Origin of the sequence: Jidongwangia harbinensis (assembly GCF_020216025.1) — a bacterium.
In the GTDB taxonomy this organism is placed as follows: Bacteria; Actinomycetota; Actinomycetes; order Mycobacteriales; family Micromonosporaceae; genus Actinoplanes; species Actinoplanes harbinensis.
In genome coordinates, this window is sequence record NZ_JAIWNC010000036.1 from 26,916 (window position 1) to 50,009 (window position 23,094).

General features: G+C 68.3%; 26 protein-coding genes, 2 tRNA genes and 1 pseudogene. 20 read left to right on the top strand and 9 right to left on the bottom strand.

All coding sequences use genetic code 11. From position 1 onward, the window contains the following. Nucleotides 1-1,500 precede the first annotated feature (1,500 nt). A complete protein-coding gene (locus tag LDL48_RS33170) occupies nucleotides 1,501-2,607 on the bottom strand; it encodes a hypothetical protein (RefSeq protein ID WP_225259085.1) in 1,107 nt (368 codons plus the stop codon). Between the two features lie 240 nt (nucleotides 2,608-2,847). On the opposite strand from LDL48_RS33170, the gene LDL48_RS33175 reads away from it, so the two are divergent. Beyond that, complete coding sequence (locus LDL48_RS33175; RefSeq protein WP_225259086.1) at nucleotides 2,848-3,762, top strand: tyrosine-type recombinase/integrase; 915 nt, start codon at nucleotides 2,848-2,850, stop codon at nucleotides 3,760-3,762. Between the two features lie 228 nt (nucleotides 3,763-3,990). Here LDL48_RS33175 and LDL48_RS33180 read toward each other — a convergent pair whose 3' ends face one another. Beyond that, nucleotides 3,991-4,605 carry a hypothetical protein gene (locus LDL48_RS33180; RefSeq protein ID WP_225259087.1) on the bottom strand — a complete coding sequence of 205 codons (615 nt, stop codon included), beginning with the start codon at nucleotides 4,603-4,605 and terminating at the stop codon, nucleotides 3,991-3,993. A 272-nt stretch (nucleotides 4,606-4,877) separates the two neighbouring features. Here LDL48_RS33180 and LDL48_RS33185 point away from each other — a divergent pair, with 272 nt between their 5' ends. From LDL48_RS33185 to LDL48_RS43870, 6 genes and pseudogenes are all read left to right on the top strand, one after another. Then, nucleotides 4,878-5,228 (top strand): hypothetical protein, encoded by a 351-nt coding sequence (locus tag LDL48_RS33185; RefSeq protein WP_225259088.1) that lies wholly within the window; start codon nucleotides 4,878-4,880, stop codon nucleotides 5,226-5,228. Nucleotides 5,229-5,332: 104 nt separating this feature from the next. After that, nucleotides 5,333-5,479 (top strand): annotated as a pseudogene (locus tag LDL48_RS33190) (pentapeptide repeat-containing protein); the annotation flags it as partial. 161 nt (nucleotides 5,480-5,640) lie between these two features. Continuing rightward, complete coding sequence (locus LDL48_RS33195; protein ID WP_308016521.1) at nucleotides 5,641-5,922, top strand: SDR family NAD(P)-dependent oxidoreductase; 282 nt, start codon at nucleotides 5,641-5,643, stop codon at nucleotides 5,920-5,922. Nucleotides 5,923-5,976: 54 nt separating this feature from the next. Then, nucleotides 5,977-6,477, top strand: coding sequence for a SigE family RNA polymerase sigma factor (locus LDL48_RS33200; protein ID WP_225259089.1), 501 nt, complete (start codon nucleotides 5,977-5,979; stop codon nucleotides 6,475-6,477). Continuing rightward, entirely contained in the window at nucleotides 6,474-7,334 is an 861-nt protein-coding gene (locus tag LDL48_RS33205; protein WP_225259090.1) for a hypothetical protein, read from the top strand. Before LDL48_RS33200 ends, LDL48_RS33205 begins: the two co-directional genes overlap by 4 nt. A 745-nt stretch (nucleotides 7,335-8,079) precedes the next feature. After that, entirely contained in the window at nucleotides 8,080-8,214 is a 135-nt protein-coding gene (locus LDL48_RS43870; protein ID WP_255629609.1) for a hypothetical protein, read from the top strand. Between the two features lie 68 nt (nucleotides 8,215-8,282). On the opposite strand, the gene LDL48_RS33210 is transcribed toward LDL48_RS43870, so the two are convergent. Then, nucleotides 8,283-8,471 (bottom strand): hypothetical protein, encoded by a 189-nt coding sequence (locus LDL48_RS33210; RefSeq protein WP_225259091.1) that lies wholly within the window; start codon nucleotides 8,469-8,471, stop codon nucleotides 8,283-8,285. On the opposite strand from LDL48_RS33210, the gene LDL48_RS33215 reads away from it, so the two are divergent. Further along, nucleotides 8,458-8,700, top strand: coding sequence for a nuclear transport factor 2 family protein (locus tag LDL48_RS33215; RefSeq protein ID WP_225259092.1), 243 nt, complete (start codon nucleotides 8,458-8,460; stop codon nucleotides 8,698-8,700). The genes LDL48_RS33210 and LDL48_RS33215 overlap by 14 nt on opposite strands. A 741-nt stretch (nucleotides 8,701-9,441) precedes the next feature. Further along, the gene (locus LDL48_RS33220; RefSeq protein WP_225259093.1) at nucleotides 9,442-9,603 is read left to right on the top strand and encodes a hypothetical protein; all 162 of its coding nucleotides are present in this window, start codon (nucleotides 9,442-9,444) and stop codon (nucleotides 9,601-9,603) included. Nucleotides 9,604-10,023: 420 nt separating this feature from the next. Here the strand turns inward: LDL48_RS33220 and LDL48_RS33225 are convergent, their stop codons facing one another. Further along, nucleotides 10,024-11,175: an IS110 family RNA-guided transposase gene (locus LDL48_RS33225; protein ID WP_225259094.1), complete on the bottom strand. Its 1,152-nt coding sequence runs from the start codon at nucleotides 11,173-11,175 to the stop codon at nucleotides 10,024-10,026. Between the two features lie 152 nt (nucleotides 11,176-11,327). Here LDL48_RS33225 and LDL48_RS33230 point away from each other — a divergent pair. The 5 genes from LDL48_RS33230 (at nucleotide 11,328) to LDL48_RS33250 (ending at nucleotide 14,232) form a co-directional block, all read left to right on the top strand. Beyond that, nucleotides 11,328-11,455 (top strand) — tRNA-OTHER (locus LDL48_RS33230). Between the two features lie 109 nt (nucleotides 11,456-11,564). Next, nucleotides 11,565-12,086 (top strand): GNAT family N-acetyltransferase, encoded by a 522-nt coding sequence (locus tag LDL48_RS33235; RefSeq protein WP_225259095.1) that lies wholly within the window; start codon nucleotides 11,565-11,567, stop codon nucleotides 12,084-12,086. Nucleotides 12,087-12,281: 195 nt separating this feature from the next. Then, nucleotides 12,282-12,632, top strand: a complete 351-nt coding sequence (locus LDL48_RS33240; RefSeq protein ID WP_225259096.1) for a GrpB family protein — start codon at nucleotides 12,282-12,284, stop codon at nucleotides 12,630-12,632. A 29-nt stretch (nucleotides 12,633-12,661) separates the two neighbouring features. After that, nucleotides 12,662-13,120: a DUF3592 domain-containing protein gene (locus tag LDL48_RS33245; RefSeq protein ID WP_225259097.1), complete on the top strand. Its 459-nt coding sequence runs from the start codon at nucleotides 12,662-12,664 to the stop codon at nucleotides 13,118-13,120. A gap of 275 nt (nucleotides 13,121-13,395) precedes the next feature. Next, nucleotides 13,396-14,232, top strand: a complete 837-nt coding sequence (locus LDL48_RS33250; protein WP_225259098.1) for a hypothetical protein — start codon at nucleotides 13,396-13,398, stop codon at nucleotides 14,230-14,232. 134 nt (nucleotides 14,233-14,366) lie between these two features. On the opposite strand, the gene LDL48_RS33255 is transcribed toward LDL48_RS33250, so the two are convergent. Further along, on the bottom strand, nucleotides 14,367-14,936 hold the full coding sequence (locus LDL48_RS33255) for an SMI1/KNR4 family protein (RefSeq protein ID WP_225259099.1): 570 nt from the start codon (nucleotides 14,934-14,936) through the stop codon (nucleotides 14,367-14,369). On the opposite strand from LDL48_RS33255, the gene LDL48_RS33260 reads away from it, so the two are divergent. After that, the gene (locus LDL48_RS33260; protein ID WP_225259100.1) at nucleotides 14,923-15,294 is read left to right on the top strand and encodes a hypothetical protein; all 372 of its coding nucleotides are present in this window, start codon (nucleotides 14,923-14,925) and stop codon (nucleotides 15,292-15,294) included. The two genes, LDL48_RS33255 and LDL48_RS33260, sit on opposite strands and share 14 nt — an antisense overlap. Before the next feature lie 274 nt (nucleotides 15,295-15,568). Here the strand turns inward: LDL48_RS33260 and LDL48_RS33265 are convergent, their stop codons facing one another. From LDL48_RS33265 to LDL48_RS33275, 3 genes are all read right to left on the bottom strand, one after another. Further along, on the bottom strand, nucleotides 15,569-16,075 hold the full coding sequence (locus LDL48_RS33265; RefSeq protein WP_225259101.1) for a hypothetical protein: 507 nt from the start codon (nucleotides 16,073-16,075) through the stop codon (nucleotides 15,569-15,571). Between the two features lie 671 nt (nucleotides 16,076-16,746). Further along, a tRNA-Val gene (locus tag LDL48_RS33270) sits at nucleotides 16,747-16,818 on the bottom strand. A gap of 68 nt (nucleotides 16,819-16,886) precedes the next feature. Further along, nucleotides 16,887-17,315, bottom strand: coding sequence for a TIGR02611 family protein (locus LDL48_RS33275; RefSeq protein WP_225259102.1), 429 nt, complete (start codon nucleotides 17,313-17,315; stop codon nucleotides 16,887-16,889). 349 nt (nucleotides 17,316-17,664) lie between these two features. Between LDL48_RS33275 and LDL48_RS33280 the strand changes: the two genes are divergently transcribed. From LDL48_RS33280 to LDL48_RS33295, 4 genes are all read left to right on the top strand, one after another. Further along, nucleotides 17,665-18,096 (top strand): SsgA family sporulation/cell division regulator, encoded by a 432-nt coding sequence (locus tag LDL48_RS33280; RefSeq protein ID WP_014446635.1) that lies wholly within the window; start codon nucleotides 17,665-17,667, stop codon nucleotides 18,094-18,096. A gap of 243 nt (nucleotides 18,097-18,339) precedes the next feature. Then, nucleotides 18,340-19,239: a helix-turn-helix domain-containing protein gene (locus LDL48_RS33285; protein ID WP_225259103.1), complete on the top strand. Its 900-nt coding sequence runs from the start codon at nucleotides 18,340-18,342 to the stop codon at nucleotides 19,237-19,239. 72 nt (nucleotides 19,240-19,311) lie between these two features. After that, nucleotides 19,312-19,767: an RrF2 family transcriptional regulator gene (locus tag LDL48_RS33290; protein ID WP_225259104.1), complete on the top strand. Its 456-nt coding sequence runs from the start codon at nucleotides 19,312-19,314 to the stop codon at nucleotides 19,765-19,767. 67 nt (nucleotides 19,768-19,834) lie between these two features. Continuing rightward, complete coding sequence (locus LDL48_RS33295) at nucleotides 19,835-20,017, top strand: DUF4236 domain-containing protein (protein ID WP_225259105.1); 183 nt, start codon at nucleotides 19,835-19,837, stop codon at nucleotides 20,015-20,017. A gap of 7 nt (nucleotides 20,018-20,024) precedes the next feature. Here the strand turns inward: LDL48_RS33295 and LDL48_RS33300 are convergent, their stop codons facing one another. Further along, entirely contained in the window at nucleotides 20,025-20,933 is a 909-nt protein-coding gene (locus tag LDL48_RS33300) for a hypothetical protein (RefSeq protein ID WP_225259106.1), read from the bottom strand. 78 nt (nucleotides 20,934-21,011) lie between these two features. On the opposite strand from LDL48_RS33300, the gene LDL48_RS33305 reads away from it, so the two are divergent. Beyond that, nucleotides 21,012-22,910, top strand: coding sequence for a fibronectin type III domain-containing protein (locus tag LDL48_RS33305; RefSeq protein WP_225259171.1), 1,899 nt, complete (start codon nucleotides 21,012-21,014; stop codon nucleotides 22,908-22,910). The last annotated feature ends 184 nt before the right edge of the window (nucleotides 22,911-23,094 follow it).

Sequence of the window (23,094 nt, forward strand, 5' to 3'; positions counted from 1 at the left end):
AGAGCAATGCACCGAGTCCCCAGCTTGTATCGGACTTACCGTGGCCGTGCTACTCCAAGCCACCGGCTACACCGGCCGGCCCACGCTAACGCTCTCGCCCCCGAGCAGCCAGTGTCCATTAGCGACGCTTCCGCTGCATCGCACGCGCGGTGGCACTGTGGCTCGTCCTGTCTCTGCGTTGGGCCTGTTCACGGTACCGAACGGGTGAGAGGTCCCCGACAGACGGCCGTGGACAACCACCGCGCACGCCGCCGCCGGGGTCCACCGACCCGCCGCAAGCCTCTACTTCAGATGTCGAGACGGCAACGACCGGGGCGTGGCCGGAGGCTTGGTGCGCCGCGGTGGTCATCTCCGGGTAGGCGTCCCACACGTCCGGGCGGGTCGTACGGCTGCCCCACAACTTCCGCTGAACACTTCACCGCTGCCGAAGGCGGGTTGCGTTCGGGCCGGATGTCGGCTGGTGCGCTCTACCACGTGACGGGTCGCAGGAAGCGGCCGATGGCGCTGGTGCCCACCGACGTGTGCTGCCAGTTCGTCGATCGCCACGGTCCGCCGTGGCGCTGCGCCCGGCTAACTCCGACGCCGGTGGGGTAGCCGTCGTAGACGATACGACCGGCGGACGGCCGCAGCCGGCGAGAGGGCTCGAGCGGCAGGTCGCACTCTTCGTGTCGGCATAGCACCGTGGCGGTCAGGGAGGAGGCCGTCCTTACAGCGCGGACATATAGGTCCGTCTCGTCGGCGTAGCGTGCGACGACCGTGACCCGCCCGAAGCTTGTAAGCGCGCGAGATTCTCATCGCCCGCGGCCTTCCAAGCGGCACTCCGGCGGTGCGCGCACCGGGCACTGGTACTGCAACGGCAGTGAGCGGAGGGCGTGGCCTCGGCGTTTGTAGTGGCTGAGGCGGGCCTGGTGCTGGCGTCGGCGGCGCCAGCGTGACCACCACCAGACGTGTGGTGGCCGAGGGCGGCGCACGAACAGTGCGGCGATGAGGCGTCGGATCTCCGGTAGGGGCCGTCACCGCGGTAGAGCACGGTGGTGCGTTCGACGTCGAGCGGGTACGCGGTAATGGTGTGCGCGACCTCGCGGCGCCTCGCTTCCGCCTTGTTCAACAGCGACACACAGACACACAGGATCGAGAGCCGTTTCGCGGGAGCCGGCCCACGTCGACTCACCATGGCCCCGTATCGGCACAATGCCTGACACGTCCCAACAACGGCGACTACGTCCCGTAGCGAAATGACCGCGAGAGGCCAAGATCAATCCACTCATTTGTCGAGATGAGAATGTGCAAGCACGGTGTGAATCGTCGGATTTCCGCGGTTCGATAGCCGTAGGCGGGCGAGTTCTTAGCGATATCATGCGCCCTGCCGCATGCGGCAACCTCGCGGAACTCACCTTCCTGGTGTCAACGGCAAGGATCTGAGTAGTGTTCGGATTCGCCAATTAACTCGATCGTCTCTCGCATATGACTAGGCGAGATCTTTGATCTGCCCAGCCCGTCCTAGCAATTATCCGAGGGGCCACACCATCTCGCTTGCTCCATATCCCATGACAAGCCGACATAGTCCCCGGACTTGGGCGCGGTCACAAACGGCTCACCTTTGTCGTCAATCCGCTCAACGAACCGCGTGCCGTCAACCTCGATGTCGAGTTCGAGCCACCACGAACAAAAACACTTTTCAGTGAAACCCTCCACAAGAATCCGATCGGACTTCCCCGGTTCAACCTCGAGAGCGAACGGTTTTCTGAGAAGGCCACCGGGCGTCATCTCTCCGCTTTCCGACATGCGGGTTTGCTCGTCGGACGACAGATCGGGCGGGGCCGGATAATAGTACGACACCTTTGCTGAATCCAGGTCGACATCTAAGTAAGATGTCACCGGTGGTTGCCCAACCGGACACGATGGGTACTCGCCTGCTGCCTTTCGTTCCAAAGGTTTTACCTTGACCCGAGCGGAATGCACTCGAACCGCAGACGACAGCGCCGACACCGTGAAGGCCGCGTATGTGTGGAAGTAGTCGACGCCGCCAATCTCCTTACCCCAGGAGTACCAGCTTTCGCAATCTCCCGGTGGTTGAGGTTCGAGGACCCTGGGGATACCTTGCGGGAATACCACAGCCGCGGGCGGCCCACCATTCGTGGTGTCGACGTCGACTCCGGTCTTAAGTGTGATCACATACGGTTTGGTGGGCGCGGTAGAGCTTGACTCCAATGTCGGCCGATCCGCTGACACGCGCCGTCCCGCGGGATCCAGGGAGACGACAGCGACGATGGCGACACAAGCAACGATACCCATTGTGGTCACAATCATGAATGGCGTCTTGAAACCGTGATCATTCGGCGTAAGGGCGCCATAGTGTGCGGTACCGACGTGGTGAATGTCCCGAGCGGCTTGCAATAATGGCGCGCTGCCGGTCTGAACGCCCTGTTGGAGCACCTCCACAGAAGTCGCAATCTTTGACTGCTCTACTGACTCCGCCATCTGTTGCCGACGGTCGGCGCGAAGTGAAGCAGTTGTCAGTAAGAGTGCGCAGAGCGCTGCGACCCAGCTTGCACGTTCTACCCAAACCCATGGTTGCCGCGGCGGGTCCAGGATCAGTACAGTCACCCCGACTAGGCACGCTGACAGGGCCGTCCCCGCCATCACGGCTGTCCGACGTCGATTAGCACTCATCGGAACATGGTGGTGGAGTCCGCTCCCGTGCTTGGCAAACGCGCTCGCAGTATCGCCCATTCAGGGTCGTATGAACGGCCGACAGCTTCCAGTACGTCATACTGTGCACTTCCCTCACTCTCTTGCCGCGTCGAGGGCGGTGGCGCTCATGTCGGCGGTAACGCACCGTGAGTTATGACGACCTCTTCAGTTTCCGATCAGCTTGCTGTCGTCGACGAGCGTCTGCTGCATGCAGCGGTAGCCGCGTACCTGGGCCGGTACCGGGGTGAGACCCGGGTGCATACCGGATCCGATCTCAAGGTGTTCCTGACCTGGTGCGCAGATCGGAACCTTGATCCGCTAAGCCTGGGCCGGGCTGAAGTCGAGCGCTATGTGCGCTGGCTGCAGGAGGTTCGCCGCTACCAACCCTCGACCGTCTCCCGACGGCTGTCAGTCGTGGTCGGCTTCTACCGGGTCTGCGTCATCGATCAGATCTTGACGCACTCGCCGGCCGATTACGTGCGCAGGCCCCCGATGCCGACCGACTCGCCCACTCTCGGGCTCGGGCACTTGCAGTTCGAAGCCTTGCTGACGACCGCGCGGTCGTCGGCCAACCGTAATGACTTCGCCCTGATCGCGATGCTCGGTCTGCTCGGGCTTCGGATCTTCGAAGCCTGCGGTGCGAACATCGCCGATCTCGGCGAGGAACACGGCCACCGCGTCCTGAAGGTCCGGGGCAAGGGCGACAAGACGGTGCTGATTCCGTTGCCGCCGGCGGCTGCGCGGGCGATCGAGCGCGCCGTCGACGGCCGACAGCAAGGGCCGATCCTGCGCAACCTGCGCGGCCGGCGAATGGATCGACACGCCGCGACCCGCCGGCTCCAGCAGCTGTCCGCGACAGCCGGGATCCGGATGCCCCGGATGCACCCGCACATGCTGCGCCATACCTTCGTCACCACCATGCTGGACGCGGGAGTCAGCCTGCGCGACGTGCAGATCGCCGCCCGGCACGCCGACCCGAAGACCACGATGCGCTACGACCGAGCCCGAAAGAACCTCGACCGGCACCCCAACTACATCCTCGCCGCCTACATGGCTTCCGGCACCTGAGCACCCGGGACCGGCGACCAGAGGATTTCCCGGACAGCACGGCCTCGCGGCCCGCGGTCCGATACCCGGCTACCCGATCACCCGCCGGACGACGCCTGGCGCGCATCAACCAGCACGCGGAAGGAGGACGGTCGGGCGTGATCGCCGACGCACCCGAACATGCCGAGATGAAAGCCCGACCATTCCGAGAAGGAAGCATCTGCACTCTCGCGATGCCGTGGCCTTCGGTCACTGGAGGAATGCGGGGTCATTGAAGCCCATCTCCCGCATCTTGTCCGCCGCGAAGACGACCATAATCTCGTCGCCTGGTACGAAGACACGCTGCATCTGAGGAAACTGCGGAATGGCGGCGACGAACCACACCGCTCCGGCCGGGACGTCAACACGCAGCGCGGTCGGCACGTCGACCGTGTACGCGGCCCCGACGATAATGCCGTCTGCTCGCCGGCTCGGGCCGATTTCAAACCTCTCCCAATGGAAGGCGCCACCGCGAATCGTTGACCCGAGGTACGGCGCCCACACGCCCGGGGGATCGTCGCTCGGGCCGACCCGCTGCGGGCCGTCCTCACCCAAGACCAAGTGATCCGTGATCGGGTCGTGGAACACCTCGACGCCGTATGGGTAGAAGGCGGCGGTCCAGGTCAGCGTGACGGGTCCCTGGTCGGTACGGAGTTGGATACCCATGACGGCGTGGTGCCAATCGCCGTAGTCCCATTCTGCCGGTTCCGAGGCGAAGTTGTGGACGTCCCAGTATTCGACCGCTGTGAGGCAGCGGCCGCGAAGGTCCGTCAGCTTCGCCTCGAAAGCGGCACGACCGTCAGCCGGCCTGTTCGCTGATCTCACGTCTTTGATCCTGTCCGGTCGGCCGCTTGCAGGCACCCCCATTTTGCAGGTGCCCGACCGTCCTAGCGGGAAGCACGAACACCCGGCCCGCGCGACTCACGCGTACCCCTCTGCTGTCGAGCGTTCGCGTCGGCGGGCGGACGGCCGTAACGGCGTGTCACGCCGATCGGTCGGTTCGGTGCACGGTCGTGGCGAATGCGCAGTGGGGATCGTCGTGCTGGTGGGTTACCTCGCGGCGGTGGGCAGCGCCGCGGCTGTTCGGGGTGCCCGAGGTGCCCGGGACGCCGGACCCGGCGGCGGTGCTGACATCGCGGTACAACTCCCGGCTGTTGATGGTGTCGTTGGCCGGTGCCCTGGTGGTCGGCGTCGGCCTGCTCTACACCGCCCGTAGCTACCGCCTGGCACACCGGGGACAGGTCACCGACAGGTTCACCAAGACCCTGGAGCGGCTCGGCTCACCCGAGCTGTACGTCCGGATCGGCGGTATTCACGCACTCGCCCAGGTGATGCGCGATTCCGGCGATCACTCCGGCGATATCGTCGAGGTCCTGGTGGCGTTCGTCCGGCACCGCGCCCCCCGTCACGTCCTGGACGGCGACACCGGGTCGCCGATCTACCCGTAGCCCTCGCTGCCGGCCGAACCCGACCTCGACGTGCAAACGGCGCTCACCGCCCTCGCCCGGCGCCCGCACCGCCCAGGCACCAAAGGGGAATCAAGCTTCACGACCTGCACCTGCAAGGCGCCGACCTGCGCGGGGCGCAGCTACAGGGCGCCGACCTGCGCGGGGCGCAGCTACAGGGCGCCGACCTGCGCGGGGCGCAGCTACAGGGCGCCGACCTGCGCGGGGCGCAGCTGCGGGGCGCGAACCTGGACGGGGCGCACCTGATGTTTGGAGCCTCCGGGTGCTCCGGTCGCACCGGGTTGCGCAATCCGCGGCGATCTTGCCGCAATAGACCGCCGCTCCCCGCCCGGCCGAGTGGGCAACACCTGGGGTGCAGTCATCCGGCTGCCCGGCTCTCATCCAGGACGAAGCCGTGTCCGACTCACGGATCGCACTCGTCACCGGGGGTTCCGGTGGCATCGGCCGCGCGGTGGCCAACCGGCTCGCCGCGGACGGCATCGGCGTGGTGGTGCACTACGCCGGCAACCCGGCCACCGCCGAGGAGGTGGTCAAGGAGATCGTCGACGGAGGCGGTACGGCCACCACGGCCCGCGCCGACCTCGCCGAGCCGGAGCAGGTGCAGGCGCTGTTCGACGCGGTGGACACCAGGGGCACATCCCGGCCGGCCGACCCCGGGACGCCTGACAACCTTTGACCCCTCCCGCGGCGTCGAAGTGGCACGAGTGCCGACGAGTGAGGACAGTTGCGCATGGTCTGGGAAACCGAGTACGTGGCCTTCGTGGAGGCCAACTGGGGGCGGTATCTGCGGTTGGCCCGGCTGCTCACCGGCGACCGCGACCGCGGCGAGGAACTGCTGCAGGAGTGCCTGGTGCGGTTGTACGTACGGTGGCGGCGGGCGGCCACCCGCGACCCGCACGCCTATCTGCGCCGGATGCTGGTCAACGGCAACATCAGCTGGTGGCGGCTGCGGCGCCGGGAGTATCTGAGGGCCGACCCGCCGGACCGGGCCGATCCCCAGGCGGAGCCCCCGAACCTGGACGACTCCGTCCGGGCCGCGCTGCTCGCCCTGCCCGCCGGGCAGCGGGCCGTGGTGGTGCTGCGCTACTGCGAGGACCTCACCGAGCGGGAGGTCGCCCGGGCCCTGGGTTGCACCGTCGGCACCGTGAAGAGCCAGAACGCGCGTGGCCTGCGGCGGTTGCGCGAACTGCTGACCGGCTTCCACGACAAGGAGAAGGTGAACACGCCATGATCGACGAGAAGAGGGTGTCCGACGCCCTGCAACACCTGGCAGAGCCGGACGAGAACGGACCGGCGCCCGTCGACGGCCTGCTGCGACGCGGCCGCCGCGCCCGGCTCCACCGGACCGCCCGGACCGCCGGGGTCGCGGTGGCGGCCGTCGCGGCGACGGCCGGGCTGGCCGCGGTGGTACGGCCCGGCGAACCGGAGCCGGTGCCCCTCGCGCTGGCCGCGCAGACCACCCAGCGCACCACCTTCCAGTTTCGGCAGACCTTCTCGCTCCAGTTCGACGTCGGCGACAGTCCCAACCAAAGTGAACGGCCGTACCGGGGCGCGTACGACCCGGTGCGGGACCGCGGCTACCGCATCTGGGTGATGCCGGGCGAACCGCAGCTCACCCGCGAGGAGCGGCAGATCGGGGACGACTGCTACATCTACAACGCCCCGGACGACCGCTGGCAGCGATACCGCATGTCCGAAGGGCGGGCGGCGTGCTGGCAGGTGACCGCCACCGCGGAGGGTTCGGCGCTCGGCGCGTCGGCCAGCCCCGGCGACCTGCTGGCCGAACTCGAGAAGGCGGGGCAGGTCGAATACGCGGGCCGCACCGGCAAGGGCAGGCACAAGGTGGACACCTACCGATTCACCTACCGGTACGGGGTCGAGGCCGGACCCGCAGGACAGCGCACTCTCGAGAAGCGCGGCACGGTCGACATCGACGTCGCCACGCGCCGCATCATCCACCTGGCGGTCGGTTCGACGGACGTCACCGGAGACGGGAGTCGCCTGCTCACCGCCTCGGAGGATCTGGTGCTCTCCCGCTTCGGTGAGCCGGTCGTGGTGAAGCGGCCCGCCACCATCGCCAGACGCTGATCCGCTCCGAACCTCCCGGTCCCTTCCCCGGGACCGAGCGGCGGGGGCCCCCGGGGGCACCCCCGGCCGCCCCCCCCCCCCCCCCCGCCAGCGAACCCCACCCGGCCCCGCCCGGGGCCCGGGGGGCCGCCCCGCGGTTCACCCCGGGGGCCCCCCCGCCCGCGGTCACCGGGAAGGAACACCGAACAGTACGAGGTAACCCAGTGCGTTAGGACCGTGCCCAGGCAGTAGGACACGTAGTGCCGCTGCGAGGTGCGCATGAAGGCGACGATCGAGAACGCATCCACGAGTCAGCGATTCATCGCACCGATTCCGCGGGTGGACTACGGCCGTGGCGCAGGACGGTGAAGCAGCGATGATGTGCCGTCGAGACGTCGTGGTCCGAGCCCTTGTCCCGGACCGGTCGTCGTCGGCCTCTGACCGGGGCTGCGGTTCGCGGCGCATACTGGCCCTTCGCGGTTCTAGCCGAGGAGAACGCCATGACACGGACGGCGCCCGACGCGGATCTCATCGCGGCTGTGCGCGAGGTGATGGACGGCGCTGACGCCGGGAAGGTGTTCGGCGCCCCGATCACCCAGGACGGCACCATCGTGCTGCCCGTCGCGAAGATCGGCGGTGGCGGGGGCGGTGGCGGCGGAACCGGTCCGGCCGAGGAGGGAACAGGCACGGGTGGCGGGTTCGGAGTGTCCGCCAACCGCTCGGTGTGTATGTCCTACGCGAGGGAAAAGTCAGATGGCTGCCTGCGGTGGATATCAACAAGATCATCCTGGGCGGGCAGTTCGTCGTGGTGGCCGGCATGCTGCTGGCACGAGCGATGCTGCGGGCACGTTCCACGCCGCGTAGGCTCCGCACCGGTGGAAGGCGCATCGGCCGGCACTGAACCAGCCCGTCCCGCACCGCTCTCCCTCTCGAGGAGGCCGGGGTGTGGGGCAGGGCCCGGCAAAGTCCTCAGGTAATGCCGAGTAGTGCCAGGGGGCGTGTGCTGTCGCGGGCGTGGTGACGGTTGGCGGCGGCGATGTTGGTAGCGCCGGTGATGCGGAGCGCGCCGATGGCGGCGTTGCGCAGGGCGGCCATGACCTGCGGTCCGGTGCCGGTGCGGATCTGGGAACGGTCCTCGTCGTAGGTGAGGGTCGACACCTATATCCGGGCCTGGATCAAACAAGATCCCAACCTGATCGTAACCGTCTTTACCGAGACGGCCACGTATCACGAACGCGCACTCGACGAACCGATTCGGGACCACGCGGGAATTCGCGAGTACTGGCGCACCAAGGTCCAGGAATCGCAGCGCAACATCACATGCGAGCTGTTGAAACCTCTACCTGGAGGGGAATACGGCCATCGCGGAGTGGCAAGCGGAGTTTGACGATCTAGATCAGCAGGTAAGGAAGCACATGCGTGAAATCGCTGTCCTCGTCTTCGAGGGAAATCGCATCTCCAGTCTCCGCGAATATTGGATATTCAAGGCTATCGGTCGCCCGCTGTCAACTTGATGAGGGCGTTCGGATCGCCCTTTCGTCCCTCGCGATATAAATTGGTCGTGGTCGCGAGAGTCCCAGCCACTGTCGACGAACGTCCTCATTTGCCGCTGACCGCGCGGCTGCTGGGGTCCGAAATCGACTATCGTCCTGCCGGGTCGTGTGTGAGTATCTCGGGGTCCCGACAGTCGGCGCACCGGGGCGCCCGAGGCCGTAGGCCGAACCGGTAGTAGTACGAGGCGACTCACGGGGCGGTCGTAGGCGTGATAAACGAACGGCATCCTGAATAGGCGCTATCGGACCCGGGCACGCGGTGAGCCGTCCTCATTCGCCGCGATCCGATCGCCCGCCGGCCCGCGGCGATTTCGTGCCTGTGGACTGGACGATCGTGGAAACGACCGAGTGTCTTCTCGGCGTGTGGCTCTATGGTGCAAGGGTGTCTGGACTCAAAGTCGCCGGCGACGCGGCATGGGCTGGAGGCCTTCGGTGTGGTTCCCCGAACAGAGGAGACCTCGGGCGGCGAGTACGTACGGGAACTGCGAATCCCGACGGACGCGGCGGAGGAGCACATCACGTGGGATGTCACGGACGACAGTGTCCGTGTCCGTCACCGGAGAGCAGAAGGTGTCGTGGTCGACCTGTATCGCGAGCAGGCAACACTCTTGCGAGCCGAGAGCAAGGGAACCACCACGGCGCTGGTTTTGGAATACGGAACCTCCGATGCCGTGGGACGTGTTCGCGTCCAGGTGACGCACGAGGTGGTCATCGAAGACAAGTTCCTGCGCACCTGAGACGCACTTACCTGCATGAGGGTTGGTGTCTAGGGACGGTTTCATGATTGTTTGAAGTGGTTTGAGCCGTGTGGAATTGTCTCGCCGTCGGGCTGGGCGAGTCTGGTGTGGGCGGGGATTGGCGTGGTGGGCGGGCGGCTCCGGTGGTTCGGTGTTGATCGCTCGCGTTTCCGTGCGGGTGGTGGCGAGGTGGCAGCCAGACTTACCTATGGCCGTCGGACAGTTCGTCCGCGACATGATGATTGATCGGGTGGCCCCCTGCCTGGGTGCGGCCGCTCAGTCTCACTGGGCCGTCCGCGGTCACCGCCTGAGGTGGCGGTGGTGGTGCGGTCTGACAGTGCGCTGTAGGGAGCTGGCCGCGATGGTGCCCGTCATCGTTGACGTCGGGCTGGCCGGTCCTCGCCAATCGGTCCCGCGGGGTCAGCGGGCGATGGTGGTGGGTGCGGCGGGTTGGGCGACGATGGTAAACGCGTCGTCACCGAGGTTGGTCAGGATGTGGGTGGCGTGCCGGACGATGCGGCGCGCTTGGGACAGGCAGGCGCGGTTCGCGTCGTAGCGGTCTTTGACCTGGGTGTAGTAGCCGTAGCCGGGGGCGCAGCTTCGGGCGGAGGTTTTGGCGGCTTCGAACAGTAGCCAGCGCAGCACTTCCGGGCCTTGGCGGGAGAGCCGGCCGGGGCTGCGTTTGCCGTCGGAGGAGTGCACGGTGATGTCCAGCCCGACGAACCGCACGGCCTTGCGGGAGGACGAGAAGCGTTGTTCTCCGCCGAGCCACGCGCACAGCGCGAGGCTGCTCATCGGGCCGACGCCGTAGATTTCGTGCATCAACGCCCGGGTGCCTTTGACGCCGCGGGCGGTGCACAGTAACCGGCGGCGTAGCCGGTCGAGGTGCTCCGCGAGCACGTCCATGATGGCCAGTGCCGTGTTGACCTGCAGCCGGCCGGAGATCGACAGCTGCTCGTCGACGATGGCTCGCAGCCGGGCCCGGTCACCGCGGATGATCCCGGCCTGTCCGGGTGCGGTGGTGCCCTGGTGGAAACACACCGCCTGGATCCGCTGTGCCCAGCCGGTGTGTTGGATCCGTAGATCTTGGTAGAGCTCCAGCAGGGCACGCCACTCGAGGACCTGTCCCGCCGGGATGTAGCACTCGGGCAGCCGACCCGCCGCCAGCAGTTCGCGGAGGAGTTTCGCGTCGGCCTTGTCAGTCTTGGCCCGCCGCTTCGGACCCCGCAATGCTGACGTCTCCGCCGGCTCGGCCAGATGCGCGATCACGCCGGCCTTGCCCATCTCCTCGGCGATGTAGCGCCAGCCGGTGCAGCCTTCCATCGCGAACGCCACCGGCCCAGCAGCGGCCGGGTCGAACCGGCGCAACCAGTCGGCCAGGTGTTCCCGGTCAGCCGGGCTGATCCGGCCGCGTTCCCACTTGTCGTTCTGCTCGTCGACCCAGTCGAATGTCAGCTGCTTCCGGTGGATGTCCAGGCCGCCTACGATTGCCATCGGCACCTCCTCAAGCTCCGTGACCATCGATGTCCAACGCAGAAGATGTGCTGCGTCTGAGCTGAGGAGCCCCCCCATTCAGCCGTTCGTCAACACCCCGAACGGCGTACACCTCGGCTCAACCCCACGACCGCGACCGGCCGATGCATGTCATCTCACATGCCGCGGATAGGCGTGGCGTCATCGAGAAATGAGCTGCTCAGCCGGGACCGTACCCCCATACTGCGTCCGGGCCGGTGGCAGAGCCGGGTTATTGCAGCGCTTAGAGTCGTAGTTCGGGCACGCACGGCCGGCTTGAAAGCGCGTGGGGCCGCTGGCGTGCCATGCCCCACCAGGGGTTCAAATCCCCTCCGGTCCGCAGCATCCTGATCTGCCGCCGTCCGTGCGCGCTGCCTGACGAGCCGTCACGGTCAGTAGTCGGCGTCTTAGCCGGTCGGCCTGCTGGGCTGCCGATGACAGGATGGGGCGTGACTACCGATAACAGGACACTCCGTGGCGATAACATCGCGCTGCGTGAGTGGACCGAAGCTGATCTACCCCAAATGATTGTTGTCTTCGACGACCCTGAAATCGCGTATCGAACACCGATTGCCAGCCCTTTCGATGAAGCGGCCGCGAAGGGTTACCTGACCGGTATTCGTCAGGCGCGACAGGCTGGCACCCGACTCCACTTAGCGATCACAGTGGATGGCCTCCTCCCGCAGGGCGAGGTCACACTGAATCTCTCCACGGCTAGCATTGCTTATGTCGTTGGAGCCCCGTATCGAGGTCAGGGCCTGGGGAGACGTGCGCTCACGCGGCTCGTCAAGCACGCCTACGACGTCCTCGGCCTGCAGCGAACGTACCTCGAGATCGAAGCAGACAACGTCGGAAGTATGTCGGTCGCACTGGCAGCCGGTTTCCGTCCAACCGACGAAGAACCTGAGTTCGTTAAGGACAAAGGGCGGAGTTATGCCATACACCGCTGGACGCATCAGAGAACCGTGTAGAGACAGTTCCATCGCAACAACAGCAAACTAACTGACCTGCCGCGATCCGCTCGTTGCAGGTCTTCGCCCATTCGCGGTGGTGTTTGGGCATCCCGCGTCAGGCGGTGGGACTCGCGGCCGGCACGCAGCGCGGGTCGCGAGGTCGTCGCCGGTAGGGCACGGTGAAGCCATGGCCGACGAACGTGCCCCGGGCCGATGATGAGTGACGAGCAGATATATCTCCGTGCGTACGACCCGAGGTGGCCGGCTCTGTTCCAGCGCGAGGCCGGCACTCTGGCCACCACCCTCGGCTCCTACATCACCGGAGGAGTGCACCACGTCGGCAGCACGGCGGTCCCCGGCCTGGCCGCCAAGCCCATCATCGACATCATGATCGGCGTCCGCAGCCTCGGCTCGTCCCGCCCGTGCATCGACATGCTCGCTGAGCTGGGATACTGCTACGCGCCGCACCGCCAAGACGTCATGCACTGGTTCTGCAAGCCCAGCCCGGCCCGTCGAACCCATCACCTTCACCCGCCGCACGGGCACGAAAACGGCTTGCTGTAGGCGTTGATTAGCTCCCATACGCTGAGGTGATGAGGCCCGTGGATGTCACCGCTTCAATAGTGCTGGTCGCGGTCGGCGTCGGCTTCCTGGCCCTAGGCCTGGAAATCCGGTCAAACCAGTCGCCGCACACCGACGGCATCGTCACGACAGCGACCACGACCAGTTTCCACACCGAACGATCCGCAAATCGGCGCCGAACAATCTGGACCACCCACTATCGACCCGTCTACACATTCCAGACCCGGACCGGCGAGACCACGACGTACACCGACCCGAGAACCGTCCGTGAGCCTCCGCAGCTTGGCCGAACCGCCAAGCTTTCCTATCGGACGGATAAGCCCGCAACGGCACGAGTGATTCGGGGCTGGCACGGTTGGACAGGCTTCCCGATCATGTTCGCAGCGGCCGGCACGCTGGTCCTCGCCTGCGTCGTCTACATTGTGTACCTCCGGTTCATCCGAGACCGGCCAGGTCGGAATGCTAGGTAGCGGCACCCAGGGCTCCCGCCTTGTGGGTGCGACGGGAATCGACTTCACCTCAGCCGTACGATGCCTGCTTGCGAGAGCGTTGCCGGATGTCCTCTTCTGCCGCTGACCGCGTGGCAGACCTGGTCTGCGGCGCGGTGGCTCAAGCGGCCCTCAACTGGCTCAGCAGCGGGTCATGCCATCCGCTGAACACTCACGTCCCCGGTCGTATGTGCCGATGAAAACGGAGCCCGCTGTGTGCGAGGCGATTGCAGATCACGCAGTGAGGGACGATGCAGATGAAATCTGTAGCTCGCTTCGCGGGTGCTCCGTGGCGTTCGGGGCAGGGACTCGGTGGCAAGCTGCTCGTCGTTGCTCTCGCCGTGATCGCATCCCTGTTGCTGGTCGCTGTACCTGTCGGCGTGCTGCTGATCAGCGCAGACGAAAGCTCGCAAGTGTTCGAACAGAAGCTCAGCGCGTCGATCAACAAATCGATGCATTACGGAGACCAGACTGACGCGCGCGGGTACGCCTCGACAATGCGTTATACAGCGATGAGGGCACCGACCATACCGGGCATGAGCCAAGCTGAGGCCGAAGAGCGGATTGAAAAAGCGTACCAGAACGCTCTCCCCGGGCTTGCCCTCCGGCTGCCGGCGGAGTTCTCACCCTCGGGAAGGGAACGGATCATGGCCCTCTCCACGGACGATGATTCCGAGCTGAACATGCTCGTCGTGGCATTACAGCGGTACCGGCAAGAGTGCCTCACCGAACTAGACCGAAGACACGCCCGCAAGATGGCTGCTATGGAAGAGCCGGACAGCCTGGCTGCCGCTGAGATGCGCGTGATCGCCGCCGCCGACACGTGGCAACGCGCCAAGGACTTGACCAATCGACGGGAATCGGCCGAAGCAATTCAGCAAATCCGGCGGAACTATCACCGAAGGAAGATCGCCGCCGTCGCGGTACTGGTCGTCGGCAGCCTGCTCGCCGCCGTGTCCGCCCGCACGATGGCTCGCCGACGACGCGCTTCCCTGGGGTCGCTCGATGCGACCCATCACGCTGCCGGAGCTCAGCTCCCGTTAGACTGCCGGGAACCCGCCAACACAGCGGACCCGCACAGGAGCGCTCCATAGCACGGGACTCGGTCAAATCCAGTGCACTGATCTGCCGCCGTCCGTGCGTCGGCTGAGCATGAAATGCAGCCGATGTCCGATTGGGCGCGATGGTCGGCTGGCCGGCGGCCCTTAGCCGCGGGCGCGGGCGCGGGTCAGTTGCGCACGGCCTGTTGGCACATGGCCAGGGCGACGGTGCCGAAATCTGCGCCGAGTTTTTCCATGTCGTCACGGTCTCTGACGTTGGGATTCCACACCAGGACCGGGTACTCCCCGTCGGCGTCGGGGCGAGATGTGTCGAGTACCAGAATGCCGCCCATGCCGTCATACATCACGGCGATGAGGTTCTCCGGCATGCCGTATTGCCGGCGGGCGTCCAGCGTCGCGGTGACCGAGCCCAGCAGCGTCTCACCCGCGGCCGAGGTGAGGTAGACGCCGAGGAACTCGGCGCCCGCGATGTCCCAGGTACCGAACTCCTCGACCAGGCGGCGGTACGACGGCGGGAACGCGGCACACAGAAGCTGCTCGGCGGCCCGGATCGTTGCTCTGTCGCAGCCGGTCCCGTGGTTGCCCTGGCCAGCGTGCTTCCTGATCAGTCGGATCAGCCGCTCACCGGCGTCAACCGCGTTGCTCACCGTTTGATCCTCAATTCGCTGACTGCACGCGCGTTGAGCATCGTAGCCGTCCTGTGGCGCACTCACCCTCTCCTCGATGATCTTGCGCATCGCCCGGTGCTTCCCGGAACCGCTGCCCGTGCTGGCCACCCGCCTACTGCACCGAGCCGTGAGACTGGCCGACGTCGCCGCAGCAACGGCAAGCGCCGCGGCACACGACACCGTCGTCGGCACCTTCAACGTTGCCGGACAGTACCCCTTCACGCGTGCCGACTGCGTCGCTCTGCTTCAGGATGCAGCGAGTGTGATTGCCGAGCGTGCCCCGAAGGTCGCAGCGGCATTTCACGACCGGGGATGGCCGTTGCCCCGGACAATCGACCGGGTGTACGACTCCAGTGCCGCTGCAAACGCCTTCGGATATCGTCCTGTGGAGGGCGTCCTCCGACTGCTCGTCAACCCAGCGGAATGATTGATACCAAGCCTCCGGCAGCGAAGCGATACCGTTTCCGGGTGTGAGTACACTCCTCAAATCCGAGATCAAGTGCACTCCTCTGCCGCCGATAAGGCGCGGACGTTCGACGCTGGTCAGACTCCGGACGGCCGGCAAGTCTGCATCAGCTAGGTGGCCGTGGGCGAGGGCCCCGATCGGTCGGTGCAGGCCAAGATCGATCCGCCGCGACCGCGGGCCACGGCGGTCGGCCGCCCGGTAGGTGAACCATTTGACGAGTACAGGAAGTCCTTGGTCAGCGGCGCTGGTGCTGTTTCTTGTGTTTTGAGGGGGCCGGACGCGGGCGGGTCCGGGTCCGGGTCCGTCCGAGCACGGACGGGTCCGTCGACTTGTCCGGCGCGGTGATGACGCGGATCAGACCGACCAGCAGGCTGCACACCAGGGCGATGATCGCGTAGACGATCATCGCGACGTCCTCGGCGCTGTCCACCGGCGGGGTCGGCAGCCCGCGCCGAGCGTTGGGCCAGATGACTGAGTGCGGACGTATCGCGCAGACGAGCAGCAGGCCGACGGTGATCCACTGCCACGGCACGAGACCGTCGTTGCGGTGCCGGACGGTGCGCCACAGCCAGCAGACGGCGGCCAGGCCGCCACCGATGCCGCCGGCCATCAGCCCGTTGCGCCATTGGTCGGTGCCGATGATCGTCGCGCCCTCCAGCCGGCCCACGAAATACCACACCGCGGGTGACCCCAGCAGGATCACCATCAGCACGAACATCGAGTTCTCCGAGCGCGACCGCACGGCTCCCGAGGATAGGGCCGGGCGTCACAGCTGTCAGGACGGCCGGTGTGGTCGAGGTCGCGCGCGAGGCCGGCTGTCCGGCGCGGAGCGTCACCGGGGCTGAGGCCGCCGCGGGTGTCCCTATGGGTTCTGTTGAGCCGCGAACGCCGAGACCGCCCAGCGGGCTACTACCGGCGCCTGAAGCAGAATGGCGCCCTGCTTGGCATCGGCACCCATGCGAGTGGTCGGTCGGCTGTGCTGTCGCCCCGTGCGTGTGAGGACCTGCTCGGCGGCCTCTACGGCTGCAGGGGCTGTCGCCCGTCACGCCAGTGAACCGGAGGTACGAGCCAGCGTGGTGCCCGTCTTCGTCGAAGAGATGAAGCACCGCGTAGATCCGCTGCTGGTTCCGCCAGTCGTGATCTGGCCTGATGCCTTCCTGATAGGCGCCGGGTGATGTCAGCGAAGAACTGCCCGGACGCATGCCGTCCGATGCGGCCGGGCGACGAAAACACGGCGCAAACCGGCAGCCAGTAGCGACCACCATGGCGACATCGTGGTGCTCACCCGGGGAGCGAACAATTGAGTCTTAGGAGAGGTCACCCTGCTGGGGCCACCCCTGCTCCCAAAATCAGGGCAAAAGACCCACCATCGTGGATCATGATGGTGGGTCTTTTCGCTGCTCAGGCTATGTGTGGGCGATACTGGGATCGAACCAGTGACCTCTCCGGTGTGAACGGAGCGCTCTCCCGCTGAGCTAATCGCCCGCAACGGGTTCAGACTGTACCGGACGATCCCGTGGCAGTGCGAACAGGGGGTGCGGCGCGCCCCGGGTTCAGTCCTGCTCGAAGATCCATTCCCAGGCCACGGCGGCCAGGTCGATGCCGAAGCTGAGGCGTACCGAGGCCCAGACGATCGCGGACACGAAGATCATGCCGAGGACGCCGATCAGGCCACGGACCGGTACGGACTGGCGGCCGATCCAGCGGGTCCAGCTCTGGACGTGGCGCTTGGTGAATTCGAGCAGGTGTTTGGCCCAGGCGAACTCGATCGCCCAGATGGCCAGCCCGAGGATCACGATGGCCCAGCCGGGGCCGGGGAACGGGATCAACACGATGCCGACCGCCACCACCAGGCCGCCGAGGATGCCGATGCCCACCTTGAGAGCGAGCCGGCCGGTGGGGTTCTCGCGGATGCGGTCCAGCCGGTCGTGGATGGATCGGCGCCGCGGCGGCGAATCGGACACCCGATCGGATTGGGGCATGTCGCTCACTTTCGTGGCTCGGTGCGGGCATCCGGGCGGCGCGACGTCGGTGCGGTGGCGTGTTTCGCGCCCATTTCATCCCCCAGTGTTCCGGCGCCCCGTCACTACCCGGGAGGAATGGACGTTACCGGAGTAAGTCAACTGCTGGACCACCCGACGCCGGGCGGAACCGAGTACTGGGTCAGAACAGGACAAGATATCGCTTTACGTCTTGCTTGGAGAGGTTTTCGGAACCGTCTTCCCACTACTGGGTGAGATCAGCGTATGGCGGAGCGTAACGACAGGGATCACCTGAGTATGGGAAAGCGGGGTTCACCAGCCTCGCAGCGGTGCCGGGGGGAGTTCGTCCATGAGTACCATTCGTCCAACGACCGTCGAGGTCGAAACCTCGCTGCGGCTCGTAGCGCCTGACGCCACGGCTCTGCCCGTGCGCGCCAGTCTGCGGTACGACCCAGCCGACCCGTATGCGGTGCACGTGTTGTTCCACGCAGAATCAGCCGGTGGGGAAGCCGTTAGCTGGTCCTTCGCGCGGGAACTGCTCGTCACCGGGCTCGACGAGCCGGCCGGGATCGGCGACGTCCGGGTGTGGCCGTGGGCCACGCCGAGGGGGGATTTCGTCGCCCTGGCATTGTCGTCGCCCGACGGCAATGCGCTCTTCGAAGTGCCACGCAGTGTCCTGGTCCGGTTCCTTCGGCGCACCTACGTAGTGGTGCCGCGGGGCCGGGAATCCGATCACCTGGATGTGGACGCGGCGGTCAACCGGCTGCTCGCCGGTCGATAGCAACAGCGATATCGGGGGCGACCCGCGCGGACACTGCCGGTCCGCGCGGGTCGCCCTTTTGTACCGGCACAGACCGGACGAACGAATGGTCCCGGCACGGACTTCCGGATTCCGACACGAACGACGAATATCTGCCGTTTATGTCCTATTTCGCCGCCGCAATTCGCGATCTCACCCGCCGCCGGGCCGGAACCACGTGCGCCTAGGTGCGTCGCTGGTGGGAGGCGGGTTACCGTCACCGCGATGCGCACCTACAGCCAGCTCCATCCGGGTACCGCCCTGCCGTCACCGGCGCCCTCCTGGGCCGGGGTCGGTACGTGCGCGTTGCCGGAGACCGCGCTGGCCGGACCGGACCCGGCGACGCACCGGCTGCCGTACCATCTGCTCGCTCTGATCACCGCCGGGCACGGGACCGTGGAGGTCGACTTCGAGCCGTGGCCCGGCCGGCCCGGCACCCTGCTCTGGGTCCGGCCGGGTCAGGCCGTGCGCTTCGGTGACCGGCCCGGCCTGGACGCCGACCTGGTGGTCTGGGAGCGCCGCCTGCTCACCGCGGACGAGCTGGCGGGCGTCGGGGTGGACGAACCCACCGGACCGGTCCGCTGGCAGTTGGCCGGCGAGGACCAGGACGCGGTGATCAGCGACGTCGCCCAGCTGGCGGTGGACTGCCGGCGGCACTCCGGCGGCGCGACGGCGGCCGCGCTGCTGCGTCACCAGCTGGCCGTCCTGCTGCTGCGGATCGCCCTGCTCGACACCGACCCGGCCACCCCGGCGGCGACCGCGGAGAGCCGGACGTTCGCGCGGTTCCGCCGGGCGCTCGAGGACGGGCACGCGCGCACCCGCCGGGTCGAGGACTACGCGGAACAGCTGGAGTGCTCGGTGCGTACCCTCACCCGGGCCAGCCTGGCGGTCACCGGCCGCACCGCCAAGCAGGTGGTGGACGACCGGGTCGCGCTGGAGGCGCGCCGCCTGCTGGCCTGCACCACGCTTTCGGTCGCCGAGGTGGGACGCCGGCTCGGCTTCCCGGAACCGACGAACTTCGGCCGGTTCTTCCACCGGGAGTCGGGCCTGAGCCCCGGCGCCTTCCGGGCCCGGCCGGCCGCACCGGCGGGACCGGTACCGGTTCAGCGACGACCCGCGGACTGAGCGTAATCCCTATATCCCCATAGAATTGGGGGTGGCCACCGCCAGCGAGCGTCCACGGGGCATGATGGTGGCGTGCAGATCTCCGCGCGAGGTGACTATGCGGTCCGGGCGGCTCTGAGCCTGGCCCAGGCCTATCCGTCGCTCATGTCCGCCCAAGCCATCGCCCAGGACCAGGACATGCCCCGCAAATTCCTCGAGGCCGTGCTGGCCGACCTGCGCCGGGCGGGGGTGGTCCGCGCCCAGCGCGGCGCCGAGGGCGGCTACACGCTCTCCCAGCCGCCCCGGGACATCACCGTCGGACAGGTCCTGCGCGCCGTGGACGGACCGCTCGCCGGCGTCCGCGGGATGCGCCCCGAGGAGACCCGCTACACCGGTGCGGCGGAGAACCTGCCGAACCTCTGGGTGGCCGTCCGCTCGGCCGTGCGTGAGGTCGTCGACGAGGTCAGCCTGGCCGAATTGATCAGCGGCCGGATGCCCGCCCACGTGCGGAAACTGACCACCCGGCCGGACGCCTGGCAACCACGCTGAGTTTGCCGCCCGGCGCGAACGGGAATCGGCATCCCATCGACGAACTAGTCCGAGGAGGACCATCCCGATGGGCGTCATGTTCCGCAGCCGCAGGAAGTTCGGCCCGCTGATCCTGAACTTCACGCAGAACGGGTTCTCGTCGTGGAGTTTCAAGATCGGACCGTGGTCGTGGAACTCGAAGGCCAAGGCGCACCGCGTCGACCTGCCCGGCCCGCTCTCCTGGAAGCAGGACAAGTCCAGCTCCCGCTGAACCCCGGTCAGCCGGCGGCGGCGATCACCACGTCGCCGCCGAGCCGGCCGTGTTCCGGCCGCCGGGTGACCGCGCCGGACTGCACCAGACTCTGCACCACCCGGGTGGCGTCGGCCGCGCGGTACACGGTCTCGGTCAGCGCGAACGTGCGCAGGTCGGTCACCGTGGCCTCCCCCAGCGTGGCCAGCCGGCCGAGCAGTTCCCGGCGCAGCGGCCCGGGGTGCGGGGTCAGCGAGATGTCGATCAGGTGCCGCTCCGGGTCACCGGGATCCCTGTACCGCACCCCGGCGAACTCGTCCACCGCCCACAGTGTCTCCTTGAAGCCTTCCAGGCTCTTCCCGGACGTGGTCGCGAAGATCAACAGTTCGCCGGCCGCCTCGTCCACCGCCAGCTCCACGGCTGCCACCAGCGGAAACCCGGAGTCCCGCAGACCGGTCCGGTAACCTGCCACGTCGGTCACCGCGCCCGGCGCCAGCACCAGCAGCGCCTCCGCCGGCTTCCCCTTCGCCAGGGCCGCGACGGTGTCCGGCCCGGGCGGTCCGGCCGCGGCCGACCCGTCCAGAAAACCCAGCAGGGGTACGCGCGCAGCGCCGACCGCCGACAACGCCACCCCGAGCCGCGCCTCGGTGCCCCCGCCCACCGTGTGCACGGACAGTCCCGCGCCGGACGGCAGCGCCGCCAGACGGCCCGCCACCGCGGACACGTCCTCGCCGACCGCGACCATGGTCAGTTCCCGGCCGCGGACCAGATCGGACTGTTCGGCGAACACCCGCAGCGCCGCCTCGGCCAGCGCCCCACCGTCGGCATCCGCGTAGCCGTGCACGTAGGTGGCCCGGCGCGCCCGGTGCAGCGCGGCCGGCGCCCACGCCTCCAGGTGACGGACGAGCACCTCGCGTTTGAGGTCGGCGACGGTCATGGCGTTTGTTCTACCGTCTCCTGCCCCGAAACGCCCAGGACTTGTACCTACGGTGGCCAACCAAGCACTATGAGGCACGTGTCACCTCCCCTCGCCGATCTGACCGCCCGGGCGCAGACGCTGTCGTCCGCGGGCGACCTCGCCGGCGCGCGGGCCGTGCTCGACCGCGCGCTCGACCCGGCCGAGGACCCCCGGCAGGCGTCGCCGGAACTGGCCGCCGCCGCGGCCCTGCACGCCCGCATCCTGATCGCGCTGGGCGACCCGCACGCGGCCCGGACCTGGGCGGGCTTCGCGCACGCCGCGGAGGAACGCCTGCACGGCCCGGAGGACGACCGGACGCTGGCCGCGGCCGCCACGCACGCCGCGGTGCTGGCCCGGATCGGGAACCACGGGCGCGCCGCGCAGCTGTACCACGACCTGGTCGGACGGTTGATCGACCGGGAGGGACGGGACTCGGCCCGGGTGATCGCGGCCGAGGCCGACCTCGCCACCGCGGAACACGCGGCCGGTCAGTGCACCGCGGCCCGGGGCCGGCTGGCCGAGGCGTGGGCACGGCACCGCCGGGTGTTCGGCGACGCCGACCCCGCCGGGATCAAGATGCTGGCCCGGCTGGGCACGATGGAACGCGAGTGCGGGCACCTCGGCGCGGCCCGGGAACACCTGGCCCGAGCGCAGGAGCTGTGCGCCCGCTACCTGCCCGCCGATCATCCGCTCGCGGTGCAACTCGGCACGCTGGCCGCCGCCGGGGCGTCCGGGCGGCACACCTGCGGCCGGGTCCGGCAGTCCACCGGCCCGGAGACGGCCCCGGGCGTCACCGCGGTGCCGACCGGCGCGCCCGGGGTCAACTCGGTGCCGTCCGGCGTCGCCACCGGACCGACCGGCGCGCCAGCCACCATCCAAGGGCCGTCCGGCGTGCCCGGTGGCACGGCAGGACCGACCGGCGCGCCCGGCGTCACCGCCGGACCGACCGGCACGCCCGGCCCGACCGGCACGCCCGGCCCGACCGGCACGCCCGGCCCGACCGGCACGCCCGGCCCGACCGGCGCGCCCGGGCCGGCCGGCGTCACGGCAGTACCTCCGCCCACCGCGCCCGGACCACGATCGGAGCCCGCCGGCCCGCAGGCCGCGCCCGGGGGGCCGCAGGGCATGCCGTACCCGATGCCGGACGAACCGCCGGCCACGCCCACCACGCCCGGAGTGGCGCCGATGGTCGCGCCGCGCCGCCCGGCCGACGACCAGCCCGCGCCGGACAACCGGCCCACCGACCCCAAGGGCGCCGTCTACCAGGCCCCGCTCTATCTCAGCGACGTGCACCGGTCCCCCGGCGACCTCACCGGACGGCACGCCCGGGCGGACACCCCGCTGCCGCTGCCCGGCCGGCGGATCCCGGAGTACACCGCGGACGGACATCAGGTGCCGGTGGGCAGTGCCCCGGTCGGCGCGCACCCCGACGACCACCTGCTGCCCGTACCCCTGGAGCGGCCGGACCCGTCCCCCTCCCGGCAGCCGTTCGTCCTGGCCGCGGTGCTGGTGGCCGGGATCGGCGTGGCCGCCGCCGTGGTGGCGGTGACCCTCCCCCGCGGTGACGACCCACCGGCGGCCGCGCCGCGGACCCCACCGGCGGCCACCGGGCCGGCCGCGACCACGGCGCCCGGGCCGTCGGCCGCCACCGGATCGGCCGCGCCGCGGGCGTCCGCCGCGGCCGTACCCGGCGCGCCCACGAACGTCCGGCTCCGTGACAACCGCGACAGCGTGTCGTTGACCTGGGCCTATCCGAAGGGCGCGGAGGGGCCGCTGCTGATCTCCGGCGGCCGCACCGGGCAGCCGCCGCAGGCGTTCCAGCAGTTGCCGGCCGGCGCCGTCGACTACGTGGTGTACGGCCTGGACGAGCAGTCCGACTACTGCTTCACGGTCGCGGTGGTGTACTCCACGGACCGGGTCGCCGCCTCGGCCCGGGTCTGCACCCGGCGCGGCTGAGCCCGGCGCGGCTGAGCCCGGCGCGGCTGAGCCCGGCGCGGCTGAGCCCGGCGGCTCCCCGGGCGTTGGACCGGGCGACGGCGTGGCTTCCGCCCGAGCCGCCCGGCGACGCCACCGGCAAACGGAGCACGGCAGACAGAGCGGCAGACAGAGCACGGCAACCGGGCGGCAACCGTTCGGCACC

Bases quoted from the DNA above. Each gene is read 5' to 3' on its own strand.
- LDL48_RS33255 (WP_225259099.1), bottom strand. From the start codon at position 14,936: ATGCGCAAGATCATCGAGGAGAGGGTGAGTGCGCCACAGGACGGCTAC.
- LDL48_RS33275 (WP_225259102.1), bottom strand. From the start codon at position 17,315: ATGCCCCAATCCGATCGGGTGTCCGATTCGCCGCCGCGGCGCCGATCC.
- LDL48_RS33285 (WP_225259103.1), top strand. From the start codon at position 18,340: ATGCGCACCTACAGCCAGCTCCATCCGGGTACCGCCCTGCCGTCACCG.
- LDL48_RS33280 (WP_014446635.1), top strand. From the start codon at position 17,665: ATGAGTACCATTCGTCCAACGACCGTCGAGGTCGAAACCTCGCTGCGG.
- LDL48_RS33300 (WP_225259106.1), bottom strand. From the start codon at position 20,933: ATGACCGTCGCCGACCTCAAACGCGAGGTGCTCGTCCGTCACCTGGAG.
- LDL48_RS33225 (WP_225259094.1), bottom strand. From the start codon at position 11,175: ATGGGGGGGCTCCTCAGCTCAGACGCAGCACATCTTCTGCGTTGGACA.
- LDL48_RS33250 (WP_225259098.1), top strand. From the start codon at position 13,396: ATGAAATCTGTAGCTCGCTTCGCGGGTGCTCCGTGGCGTTCGGGGCAG.
- LDL48_RS33295 (WP_225259105.1), top strand. From the start codon at position 19,835: ATGGGCGTCATGTTCCGCAGCCGCAGGAAGTTCGGCCCGCTGATCCTG.
- LDL48_RS33245 (WP_225259097.1), top strand. From the start codon at position 12,662: ATGAGGCCCGTGGATGTCACCGCTTCAATAGTGCTGGTCGCGGTCGGC.
- LDL48_RS33260 (WP_225259100.1), top strand. From the start codon at position 14,923: ATGATCTTGCGCATCGCCCGGTGCTTCCCGGAACCGCTGCCCGTGCTG.
- LDL48_RS33205 (WP_225259090.1), top strand. From the start codon at position 6,474: ATGATCGACGAGAAGAGGGTGTCCGACGCCCTGCAACACCTGGCAGAG.
- LDL48_RS33175 (WP_225259086.1), top strand. From the start codon at position 2,848: ATGACGACCTCTTCAGTTTCCGATCAGCTTGCTGTCGTCGACGAGCGT.
- LDL48_RS33200 (WP_225259089.1), top strand. From the start codon at position 5,977: ATGGTCTGGGAAACCGAGTACGTGGCCTTCGTGGAGGCCAACTGGGGG.
- LDL48_RS33240 (WP_225259096.1), top strand. From the start codon at position 12,282: ATGATGAGTGACGAGCAGATATATCTCCGTGCGTACGACCCGAGGTGG.